The organism is Saccharomonospora iraqiensis subsp. paurometabolica YIM 90007 (assembly GCF_000231035.2).
GTDB lineage: Bacteria > Actinomycetota > Actinomycetes > Mycobacteriales > Pseudonocardiaceae > Saccharomonospora > Saccharomonospora paurometabolica.
The window spans coordinates 5,842-15,894 of sequence record NZ_KI912264.1; the positions used below are offsets into that span (position 1 = coordinate 5,842).

The following is a 10,053-nucleotide window of genomic DNA, read 5'->3' on the forward strand; positions in this document are numbered from 1 at the left end:
AGGGTCGCCGAGGCCGCCGCCGCGTCGCCGGTGGCGGTCACGAGTTCGGTGCCGCGTTCCACCGCGATCCCGCGCCGGGCCAGCGCGTCGGTGAGCACGGTCTCGACGTCGGCCTGCCGCAGCAGTGTCAGGTGCGGGTAGGCGGTGTCGCGCAGGGGCACGTCGGCGAGCGCGGCGGACACACGCCTGCAGCCGAGGTGCAGTTCGGCCCGCGGGGCGGGATCGCCCCGCTCCAGCAGCGGCTCGGTCACCCCCAGCGGGCGCAGACTCTCCAACGTCCGCGGGTGGGTGATCATCGCCCGGGAAGGGCGGAAGGACTCCGTCCGGCGTTCGACGATCCGCACGGCCGCGCCGTGGTCGGCCGCCTGCAATGCGGTGACCAGCCCGGCGGGACCGGCTCCGACGACGAGGACGTCCGGGATCAGCTCACGGCCACCGCGCGCCACCACGCCCCCTCCCCCGCAGGCCCCGCCGCCGCCGCGTCCACGGGCACGTCGGCGCGGTGCAGCCCCGGCAGCACGTAGTAGTCGATCGAGCCACGCTCGCTGACCAGTTCCAGCACCCGCCACAGCGACCGGGCGTAGTGCTCGGCCGCCGCCGCGTCGTCCCAGACGTAGAGGCCCCGGTACCGGCCGAGTTCGTCGTGGGCGAGCCACAGCTTGGACACGAACCCGGGGAACCCGGCGAACAACGGCGTGTTCAGCAGACTCTCCCGGCGGAAGGCCGCGTGCCCGCGGCCCCGGATCCGCCGCAGCCGGAAGGTGACGACGAGCACGCACGGCCGTTCCGGTTCCCGGGTCACCACCGTCTCCCGGTACACCCACGCGCCGGTGTCGTCGGCGAACCGGAACACCCGCCCGGTGTGTCCCCGCGGCATGCGCAGTTCCCCGCGGACCAGCAGCAGCCCGGTGGTCCCGACACAGCGGGCCACCGCCCGCCACGCGGCCGGTCGGGGAAGGGGCCTTCGTGTCATCGTCCGCCTCGGTTGTCCGTCGTTCCCATCATCGGACGGGACAGAAGCGGTACGCAGTGCCGAAGGTCCCGGCGGGGCCTTCCTCTTCCGGCGCACTGAGCAGGGAGCCACGCACAGAAGAAGCCCCGCCGACTCTGTGTCTACAGATCAGCGGGGCTTCGCGCTGGTGGCGGGTGAGGGATTCGAACCCCCGTAGGCTGAGCCGTCTGATTTACAGTCAGATCCCTTTGGCCACTCGGGTAACCCGCCAAGTCCGGTCATCCCGACCGACACGAAGTCTACCCAACGCCCTCCTCGCCCGGCCGCGGGGGGCGGGGGTGGCTAGGGTGGGGTCGTTCCCGCAAGCCGATCCGTGAGGTGTGTGCCGTGGCCGATCCGTCCTTCGACGTGGTGAGCAAGGTCGACCGCCAGGAGGTGGACAACGCGCTGAACCAGGCGGGCAAGGAGCTGTCCACCCGGTTCGACTTCCGGGGCACCGGCGCGCGGATCGAGTGGGCGGGCGAGCGGGCCGTCGTGATCGAGGCGGAGACCGAGGAGCGCGCGAAGGCCGCGGTCGACGTGTTCAAGGACAAGCTGGTCAAGCGTGGGATCTCGCTGAAGGCGTTCGAGGCGGGCGAGCCCGCGGTGTCCGGCAAGACCCACAAGGTCAACGGCACCATCCTGGAGGGCATCGAGGCGGACAAGGCGAAGAAGATCGCCAAGTACATCCGCGACGAGGGCCCGAAGGGCGTGCAGGCGCAGATCCAGGGGGACCAGCTGCGGGTGACCGGCAAGAAGAAGGACCACCTGCAGGAGGTCATCTCCCTTCTGAAGAGCACCGACTTCGGCATCGCCCTGCAGTTCGACAACTACCGCTGACGCGCCGCACGAGCTGATGTTCGAGCCGCACCGGCAACCGACGCCCGTCGTGCGTGGCCGCCGTGCGGACGACCTCCCCGCCTGCGCCACCGCGCTGGTGGCCGTACACGAGGCGGACGGCTACCCGGTGGAAGGGGTCGCCGAGCCGGAGGCGTGGCTCACCCCGGAGAACCTGCTCCGGGCCTGGGTCGCCGAGCTGGCCGGGGAGGTCGTCGGTCATGTCTGCCTGACCGCACCCCCGGACTCCGACCCGGTCGCCGCGACGGTACGGGCGCACACCGGGACCGGGGCGGCCGGGTTGGTGGTGTTGGGCCGCCTGTTCGTGCTCCCCGAGGCACGCCGCCACCGGGCCGGTGAGCTGCTGACCCGGACCGCGACGGACCACGCGGCCGTCGCCGGACGACGTCCGGTACTGGAGGTCATGGACAAGGACGGGGCCGCGATCCGCCTCTACGAACGCCTGGGCTGGCGCCGGATCGCCACCACCGGACACGACTCGGACCACGGCCGTGTCCCCGCCCACCACTACATCGAGCCGTCCACGTCGGATCAGTGGACAATCCGCAAAAAAGATCATTGACCGATCAACACGACGCAGGGTCACCGCGCGCGATACATCTCTTTCAGCTTCATCACGTCCTCGGCCGTAGCGATCTCAGCCGGCATCTCCGGCGACACCGTAGACCAGTAATTTCCTTTGAAACGGCTGACGCACGGGGGGCAGGCACATTCGCCACGCGCAAACCGCGGCGTAACGTGAATTACGCCGTGCATCTCGTCATCAACCCGGTCGAAGACCGGCCAGAGTCGCTTGACATACGAATCGTCGACCGAGCCGACCCCGTAATAGCGCCACACGCCGTAGGCCACCAGGTCCGCGCCCTGAAGTAACCGCGTCGCTCGCGAGTCGGCGAAGAGCGGGATCTCCGCGAAATTGCGTAACCGTCCGATATTCCCGGCTGCCTGCCGCCATGAGTCCGTCCAGCCTTGGATGTCGTCTTCGGCCACGACTCGTCTGTCGTGTATGACGAGGCCACGTTGACGCTCGGCCGTATTCCGGTACATACGTCGCAACATCGCATCGAACTTGTTCAGGACGAGCTCATAGGCCAACTGCTCTCGTTTGATGGAACTGTCGATCTTCTTTCGATCGACGACGACAGCGAAGAGCGAGAGCGGGAACTTGGTCGCCGTCGGGTGGAAGTTCGAGATCACTCTGCAGGAGTCCGCGAGTATGCGCCGACGCACCCTGTAATCCACACCTCGCCACGGACTGTGCTTGTTTCTCCTACTTTCCGGATTCTTGACCTCGTTCGCGTGCAACTCGAACTGTCGGTGGTCGAATCCCTCGTTAAAGAGATTCCTCTCCAGAACCACGTTGATGGCACGCTGCAGATGGTAAGCGTCGTGCTCGTGGACTGCGACGCCGGCCACGATCAAGCACGGACTGTTTTCGTGTGTGCCTGATTCGTCGAGGAACAAGAGATACACCGTCACCACCCAGTGCTGAAAGACGAAGGGGCGCGCCTCTGGCGCGCCCCTTCTCCCGAGTCTGGCTGAGTCGTACCGTTCGCCACCGCTCCGCAGTGCACGAACACGGCACTTTCGACCGCTCCGCAGTCTCAACAGCCGACTATCATGCTAGCCAGCTGCTGTGGTCCTGTCAAGGAAGAGCCGTCCGCCACTACTCGGCCCCGCTCGGTAGGCGTCTCCGGTACAACAGTGGTTGAGGATCGTCTCTCCTGACGGTCCCGGGCGAGCCGATCCACTGGGGAACGAGGTGTCGCGAACAGAGCTCTACGACGAGATCGGCGCCGGGTACTCCCTTGGACGACGCACGGACCCGCGGTGGATGGGGCCCATCACCACCGCGCTCGGCGACGCCCGGTCGGTTCTGAACGTGGGCGCGGGTACCGGCTCCTACGAGCCGGGCATCGACCGGGCCGTCCTCGCCGTCGAACCCTCACGGGCGATGATCCGTCAGCGACCCGGGAACGCAGGCCCGACCGTTGCCGCGATCGCCGAAGCACTCCCGGTTCACGGCCGGGCGGTCGATGCCGCGCTCGCCGTCCTCACGGTGCATCACTGGTCGGACTGGCGACAGGGTCTCGCCGAACTGTGCCGGGCGGCCCCGGTTCGGATCGTGCTCGCCTATGACACCGCACGGCACACCGATTTCTGGTTCGTCCGCGAATACGTCCCCGAGATCGCCGACCTGGAACTCTCCCGCCCCTCGGCCGAGGACATCGCCACGGAGCTCGGCGCGCACACCGTCACCACACTCCCGGTGCCGTGGGACTTCACCGATGGCGTGTTCCCCGCGTACTGGCGACGGCCTGCCGCCTACCTCGATCCGCGAGTCCGGCAGAGCTGCTCCGCGTTGGCGCAGACCCACCCCGACGCGGTCGACCGGGGAATCCGCCGCCTGCGTCGGGACCTCGAGACCGGCCACTGGCACGAGACCCACCGTGACCTGCTCGGGATGACCGAATGGGACGCGGGTTTCCGACTCATCGAGTCGTCCGCCTGAGCGGGTCGGCGGCTCGACCGGGCCGATTCCACGGCGGTCAGCCGTTGGTGGCGCCGAGGGTGTCGACGGGGCACCAGTGCTCACGCCGGGGGTCGTCGAGGCAGGTCTGGATGCAGCCCGGGCAGAAGCGGCCGTCGACGGTGCCCCGGGGCCGGTCCGGCCTCGCCACCGGCTCGACCGCGCACAGCGCACACGGCGCGGTACCCCAGGCGTGCAGCGCGGCCAGCACCCGCCGCATCACCGCCACCTCCGGCGCACACAGCCCCACCGCGTCCGGATCCACCGCCGGCCACCGGGGCGGATCCGAACCCACCCGGCCCAACAGCACCGTCGGCGCCTCACCGCACACCGTCCCCACCCTCGACCGCCCGACCCCGGGCACCACCGTCGAGCTCGTCCGCCCGGCCCAGGAACTCCCCCGCCAACGCGGCGAACGCGTCCCCGACCTCCCGCACCGGGCCCGCCGGCAACTCACCCCCGTCCTGCCGCCCCAGCAACTCCACCACCACCGGGCCGAACGACCGCATCACCTCCGCCGCCCGACACAACAACTCCCGATCCCGCGCGATCACCGGAACCACCCCCGGCACAACGCCGCGCGCAAGCCAGCCCCCCTCGTCATCGGCGTGGCAAGCAGCTTTCCGCGCACCGCCCTCTGGGCCTCGCCATCCATTGCTCCCTCAAATCGGACATCTGAGCTATCAAGTTCCTTGTGCGCTATTCAAGACTTTGACGCTATCGAGGTCAAGCGACAAGCGAGACATCCAAGACAGTCCGTAGCGTCCGAGACATGGGTGCGCGCAAGCTCCTGACCAGCAGGGAAGTCGCTGACGAACTGGGGTTGTCGGCGCGCACCATCGCGCGGTACGCGAGGGACGGTTCACTCGTTCCGACGATCGTCACGCCGGGCGGGCAGTACCGCTGGGACCTCGACGACGTGAAACGGCAGATGCGCGAACAGTGGGAACGCCAGCGCGACGAGCGCCCCTAGCCGGACTCCGGCCGGACGCCGCGAAGGCCCCCTTGCCTGCATCGGACGCCGCGAAGGCCCCCTTCACCGCACTCAACGCAGGGAAGGAGTCCTTCACGGCACCACGGGAGGCGATACGCTGCCCGGCGGCAGGGTGAAGCGGTGACACGGGAGTGGCGGATGAAGGGCATCATCCTCGCGGGCGGGAGCGGCACCCGGCTGCATCCGATCACGCAGGCGGTGTCCAAGCAGCTGCTGCCCGTCTACGACAAGCCGATGATCTACTACCCGCTGTCGGTGCTGATGCTGGCGGGCATCCGGGAGATCATGGTGATCTCCACGCCGACGGACCTGCCGCACTTCCGGCGGCTGCTCGGCGACGGCCACCAGTGGGGCCTCGACCTGGCCTACGCCGAGCAACCCAGTCCGAACGGGCTGGCCGAGGCGTTCGTGATCGGGGCCGACTTCGTCGGCGACGACGACGTGGCGCTCATCCTCGGCGACAACATCTTCTACGGCCGGGGCTTCTCCGGCCTGCTGCAGGAGCAGGCGCGGAACCTGGACGGGTGCGCGCTGTTCGGCTACGCCGTGAAGGACCCCGAGCGCTACGGCGTGGGCGAGGTCGACGGGGACGGCACGCTGCTGTCCATCGAGGAGAAGCCCGCCGAGCCGCGGTCGAACCTGGCCATCACGGGCCTGTACCTCTACGACAATCAGGTCGTCGACATCGCCGCCGGGCTCCGGCCGTCCACCCGGGGCGAGCTGGAGATCACCGAGGTGAACATGGAGTACGTGCGGCAGGGCCGCGCCCGGCTGAACGAGCTCAGTCGCGGGTTCGCCTGGCTGGACACGGGCACGCACGACTCCCTGCTGGAGGCGGGCCAGTTCGTCCAGGTGCTGGAGCACCGCACCGGGGTGCGGATCGCCTGCCTGGAGGAGGTGGCGCTGCGGATGGGATTCATCACCGCCGACGAGTGCCACCGGCTCGGCGCGAAGCTCGCCAAGAGCGGCTACGGCGACTACGTGATGGACATCGCCCTGGCGGCGGGCGCCTCCGGCTGACCCGCCGGGCACGCCGGCGAATCGGCCCGCGGGCTCAGATCGAGCGCCGGGACATCTCCTCCAGCCTGCGCACGCGGTCGCTCACCGGCGGGTGGGTGGAGAACAGGTGGGAGAACTTCTCCCCCGGCCGGAACGGGTTCGCGATCATCAGGTGGGACTGGGACACCACCTTCGGCTCCGGCTCCAGCGGCCGCACCTGGGTGCCGCGTTCCAGCTTGCGCAGGGCCGAGGCCAGCGCCATCGGATCGCCGGTGAGTTCGGCGCCCGAGGCGTCCGCCTGGTACTCGCGGGAACGGCTCACGCTCATCTTCACGATGCCCGCGGCCACCGGCCCGAGCAGCGCCAGCAGCAGCGCCCCGAACGGGTTGATGCCGTCCTCCCGGCTGCCGCCGAACAGGCCCGCGAACATCGCCATGTTGGCCAGGAAGCTCACCACACTCGCCAGCGCCCCGGCGACGCTGGAGATCAGGATGTCGCGGTTGTAGACGTGCGAGAGCTCGTGCCCGAGCACGGCGCGCAGCTCCCGCTCGTCGAGCAGCTGCAGAATGCCGGTGGTGCAGCACACGGCGGCGTTGCGCGGATTGCGGCCGGTGGCGAACGCGTTGGGCGCCGCGGTGGGGCTGACGTAGAGGCGCGGCATCGGCTGCCGCGCCGAGGTGGCCAGCTCGCGCACGATCCGGTACATCGTGGGCTGCTCGGCCTCGGACACCGCCCGTGCCCGCATCGCCCGCAGGGCCAGCTTGTCGGAGTTGAAGTAGGCGTAGCCGTTGACGCCCAGCGCTACCAGCAGTCCGAGGATCAGCGCCGTACGGCCGAACAACCCGCTGATCAGCACGATCAGGGCGCTGAGCAGGCCGAGCAGCAGCGCTGTCTTCAACCCGTTGCGATGGGAGTGCACGTGCCTGCCTCCTTCCGGCGGTCCCCTCGACGTCGGGCCTTCGGCGGTGTTCGTGTCCGTGGCCCCTAACGGATCGAACGACGTCGATCGGCGCGAAGTTCCTGGTCGTCGCGACCGTGACGAAGCTGACGTCCCGCTCGGGCACCGCCGGGCCCCGGGTGGATCTCGCCGTGATCTTCGCCGGGGCTTACGATAGATTTCGGGTTGCCGAAAAAAGGGGTGCTGATGCAGGAGGAGAGTCCGGCGGGGTCGCTCGCGCGCCGCCGACGGGCGACACGGCGTGCCCACGTCCGCGCGGTCGCCGCCGTCGCGGTCGTCGCCGTGCTGGCCGTGAGCGGCGCGGTCTCCTACGCCGTCCGGCCGGGCATCATCGAAACATCGGACGACGCCGACGGACCCCTGCGAGTGGTCACCACCACCACCTTCCTGAACGACACGGTGCGGCGGATCGGTGGCGAGCACGTCCGCACCGTGCGGCTCATGGGCCCGGGTGTCGACCCGCACCTCTACCAGGCCCGGGCCAGTGACCTGCGGCAGATGCGGGCCGCGGACGCGGTGTTCGCCGTGGGCCTGTACCTGGAGGGCTCGCTCATGCGCACGCTGCACGGGCTCGCCCGGGAGAAGCCGGTGCTGTTCGTCGGCGAGGCGATCCCCGAGGACCGGCTGCTCGCTCCCCCCGCCGGGTCCGCGCCGGAGGAGGAACACGACCCGCACGTGTGGTTCGACCCGCGGCTCTGGGCGCACGTGGTCGACGCGGTGACCGCCCGGTTGGCCGAGCTCGACCCCGCCCACGCCGACGACTACCGGCGCGCGGGCGGCGACTACCGGGAACGGGTGCTGACGCTGGCCGAGGAGGCCGAGGCCGCCCTCGCGACGATCCCACCCCGCTCCCGCGTGCTGGTGACCTCGCACGACGCCTTCCGCTACCTCGGCGCCGCGTTCGGCATGGACGTGGTGGCCGTGCAGGGCATCTCCACCCAGGAGGAGGCGGGCACCGCCGACGTCACGCGGGTGGCGGATGCCGTGGTCGACAGCGGGGTGCGGTCGGTGTTCCTGGAGACCAGCGTGCCCGGCAGGACGCTGGACGCGGTGCTCGCGGCGGTGCGGCAGCGCGGCGGCGAGGTCCGGCTCGGGCAGCCGTTGTACTCGGACTCGGCGGGGGACGACGGCACCCCCGAGGGCACCTATCTCGGCATGGTGCGCGCGAACATCGACCGGATCGTGGAGGGCCTGCGATGAGACCGACCCGCACCCGGCGACGACCGGAGACCGCCACCGGCACCCCCGCCGCGCTGTCGCTGTCCGGTGTCAGCGCCTCCTACGGCGGCCGCACGGTGTTCGACGGGGTGGACGTGGACATCCCCGCCGGGGTCCTGGCCGCGGTGGTCGGACCGAACGGCGCGGGGAAGTCGACGCTGGTGAAAGCCGCGCTCGGGCTGGTCCCGGCCGTGCGGGGGCGGGTGCGTGTGCTGGGCGCGCCGCTGCGGCAGGTGCGCCGTCGGGTGGCCTATGTCCCCCAGCAGGACGCCGTGGCGCACGACTTCCCGATCACCGCGGTGCAGGTGGTGGAGATGGGCCGCTACCCGCACCGCGGCTGGCTGCGCAGGCTCACCCGGGACGACGACGACCTGGTGGCCGCCGCGATGGAGCAGGTGGGGGTGGCCGAGCTGGCCGAGCGTCCCCTCGACGAGCTCTCCGGCGGCCAGCGGCAGCGGGTGTTCCTGGCGCGTGCGCTGGCCCAGCGGGCCGAGTTGGTGATCCTGGACGAGCCGTTCACCGCCGTCGACGCCCGCACCGAGTCGGTGCTGCTGGAACTGCTCACCGGGCTGTGCCGGGAGGGGGTCTCGGTGGTGGCCGTGCACCACGACCTGCGCACCGTGCTGACCCGGTTCGACCACGCGGTGCTGATGGCGGGTGGAGTGATCGCCTCCGGGCCGCCGGAGGAGGTGCTCACCGCCGCACACCTCGAACGCGCGTACGGCATGGCGCCGCTGGTGCTGGATTCATGATCGGCACGGTGCTGGCGGCGCTGCCGCTGTCGTACCCGGACGCCGTCGTGGTGGTCGGCACCGCGGTCGTCGGGTTCGTCGCGGGGGCGCTGGGGCCGCTGGCGGTGCTACGCCGCCGCAGCATGTTCGGCGACGCGATGAGCCACGGCACCCTGTCCGGGGTGGCCGTGGCGTTCCTGCTGACCGGGGCCGCGGTGCCGGAGACGCTGCTGCTCGGCGCGACCGTGTCGGCGGCGCTGGCGGCGTTCGCGATGATCGCGCTGGAGCGGGTCGGCAGGCTGCGCCCGGACGCGGCGATCGGGGTGGTGCTGTCGATCTCGCTCACCCTGGGGATCGTGCTGCTCACGCACATCGCCGACACCGGGGACAGCGCCCAGGCCGGACTGAACACCTACCTGCTCGGGCAGGCGGCCGGGATGACCGAGCGGGACATCGCCGTGGCGCTGGTGCTGGGTGCGGTCGCGCTGACCGTGGTGACCGTGGGGTTCCGGCTGTTGCGCAGCGCCACGTTCGACCCGGGCTTCACCGCGGTCGCGGGCGTGCCCACCTGGGCGGTGGACGTGGTCAGCACGGGACTGCTGGCGCTGGCCGTCGTGCTCGGGGTGCGCACCGTCGGGGCGATCCTCATGGTGGCACTGCTGGTGGCGCCGGTGGTGGCGGCGCGCCAGGTCACCCGGCGGTTGTCCGCCCTGGTGCCGCTGTCCGGGCTGGTCGGGGCCGTGTGCGGGGCGGCGGGCGGGATGCTGTCCGGGC

At 70.6% G+C, this 10,053-nt stretch carries 14 protein-coding genes and 1 tRNA gene; 8 read left to right on the forward strand and 7 right to left on the reverse strand.

From position 1 onward, the window contains the following. The 3 genes from SACPADRAFT_RS29625 to SACPADRAFT_RS0223750 all read right to left on the reverse strand — a co-directional run. On the reverse strand, positions 1-449 hold a 449-nt coding region (locus SACPADRAFT_RS29625), incomplete at its 3' end, for an FAD-dependent monooxygenase (RefSeq protein WP_007025143.1). Then, the gene (locus SACPADRAFT_RS0223745) at positions 422-973 is read right to left on the reverse strand and encodes a hypothetical protein (RefSeq protein WP_007025144.1); all 552 of its coding nucleotides are present in this window, start codon (positions 971-973) and stop codon (positions 422-424) included. The genes SACPADRAFT_RS29625 and SACPADRAFT_RS0223745, both read right to left, overlap by 28 nt. Before the next feature lie 164 nt (positions 974-1,137). After that, positions 1,138-1,222: transfer RNA gene (locus tag SACPADRAFT_RS0223750), tRNA-Tyr, on the reverse strand. A 117-nt stretch (positions 1,223-1,339) separates the two neighbouring features. Between SACPADRAFT_RS0223750 and SACPADRAFT_RS0223755 the strand changes: the two genes are divergently transcribed. Together SACPADRAFT_RS0223755 and SACPADRAFT_RS0223760 are read left to right on the forward strand one after the other, a co-directional pair. Then, positions 1,340-1,831, forward strand: a complete 492-nt coding sequence (locus tag SACPADRAFT_RS0223755) for a YajQ family cyclic di-GMP-binding protein (RefSeq protein ID WP_007025145.1) — start codon at positions 1,340-1,342, stop codon at positions 1,829-1,831. A gap of 16 nt (positions 1,832-1,847) precedes the next feature. After that, positions 1,848-2,411, forward strand: a complete 564-nt coding sequence (locus SACPADRAFT_RS0223760) for a GNAT family N-acetyltransferase (protein ID WP_007025146.1) — start codon at positions 1,848-1,850, stop codon at positions 2,409-2,411. Between the two features lie 20 nt (positions 2,412-2,431). Here the strand turns inward: SACPADRAFT_RS0223760 and SACPADRAFT_RS0223765 are convergent, their stop codons facing one another. Then, complete coding sequence (locus tag SACPADRAFT_RS0223765; RefSeq protein WP_007025147.1) at positions 2,432-3,322, reverse strand: DUF3800 domain-containing protein; 891 nt, start codon at positions 3,320-3,322, stop codon at positions 2,432-2,434. Positions 3,323-3,683: 361 nt separating this feature from the next. On the opposite strand from SACPADRAFT_RS0223765, the gene SACPADRAFT_RS0223770 reads away from it, so the two are divergent. Next, positions 3,684-4,361 (forward strand): class I SAM-dependent methyltransferase, encoded by a 678-nt coding sequence (locus SACPADRAFT_RS0223770; RefSeq protein ID WP_007025148.1) that lies wholly within the window; start codon positions 3,684-3,686, stop codon positions 4,359-4,361. 37 nt (positions 4,362-4,398) lie between these two features. On the opposite strand, the gene SACPADRAFT_RS0223775 is transcribed toward SACPADRAFT_RS0223770, so the two are convergent. Beyond that, a complete protein-coding gene (locus tag SACPADRAFT_RS0223775) occupies positions 4,399-4,710 on the reverse strand; it encodes a hypothetical protein (protein ID WP_007025149.1) in 312 nt (103 codons plus the stop codon). Beyond that, on the reverse strand, positions 4,700-4,933 hold the full coding sequence (locus tag SACPADRAFT_RS0223780; RefSeq protein ID WP_007025150.1) for a hypothetical protein: 234 nt from the start codon (positions 4,931-4,933) through the stop codon (positions 4,700-4,702). Before SACPADRAFT_RS0223780 ends, SACPADRAFT_RS0223775 begins: the two co-directional genes overlap by 11 nt. Before the next feature lie 218 nt (positions 4,934-5,151). Between SACPADRAFT_RS0223780 and SACPADRAFT_RS0223785 the strand changes: the two genes are divergently transcribed. Together SACPADRAFT_RS0223785 and rfbA are read left to right on the forward strand one after the other, a co-directional pair. After that, positions 5,152-5,352 (forward strand): helix-turn-helix domain-containing protein, encoded by a 201-nt coding sequence (locus SACPADRAFT_RS0223785; RefSeq protein WP_007025151.1) that lies wholly within the window; start codon positions 5,152-5,154, stop codon positions 5,350-5,352. A gap of 159 nt (positions 5,353-5,511) precedes the next feature. Next, the gene (rfbA, locus tag SACPADRAFT_RS0223790) at positions 5,512-6,393 is read left to right on the forward strand and encodes a glucose-1-phosphate thymidylyltransferase RfbA (protein WP_007025152.1); all 882 of its coding nucleotides are present in this window, start codon (positions 5,512-5,514) and stop codon (positions 6,391-6,393) included. A gap of 34 nt (positions 6,394-6,427) precedes the next feature. On the opposite strand, the gene htpX is transcribed toward rfbA, so the two are convergent. Continuing rightward, a complete protein-coding gene (gene htpX, locus SACPADRAFT_RS0223795) occupies positions 6,428-7,291 on the reverse strand; it encodes a zinc metalloprotease HtpX (RefSeq protein ID WP_007025153.1) in 864 nt (287 codons plus the stop codon). A gap of 225 nt (positions 7,292-7,516) precedes the next feature. Here htpX and SACPADRAFT_RS0223800 point away from each other — a divergent pair, with 225 nt between their 5' ends. From SACPADRAFT_RS0223800 to SACPADRAFT_RS29630, 3 genes are all read left to right on the forward strand, one after another. Next, positions 7,517-8,530 carry a metal ABC transporter solute-binding protein, Zn/Mn family gene (locus SACPADRAFT_RS0223800; RefSeq protein WP_007025154.1) on the forward strand — a complete coding sequence of 338 codons (1,014 nt, stop codon included), beginning with the start codon at positions 7,517-7,519 and terminating at the stop codon, positions 8,528-8,530. Continuing rightward, on the forward strand, positions 8,527-9,300 hold the full coding sequence (locus SACPADRAFT_RS0223805; protein ID WP_007025155.1) for a metal ABC transporter ATP-binding protein: 774 nt from the start codon (positions 8,527-8,529) through the stop codon (positions 9,298-9,300). Before SACPADRAFT_RS0223800 ends, SACPADRAFT_RS0223805 begins: the two co-directional genes overlap by 4 nt. Continuing rightward, positions 9,297-10,053: metal ABC transporter permease (locus SACPADRAFT_RS29630; protein ID WP_007025156.1), on the forward strand; the 757-nt coding region annotated here is incomplete at its 3' end. The genes SACPADRAFT_RS0223805 and SACPADRAFT_RS29630, both read left to right, overlap by 4 nt.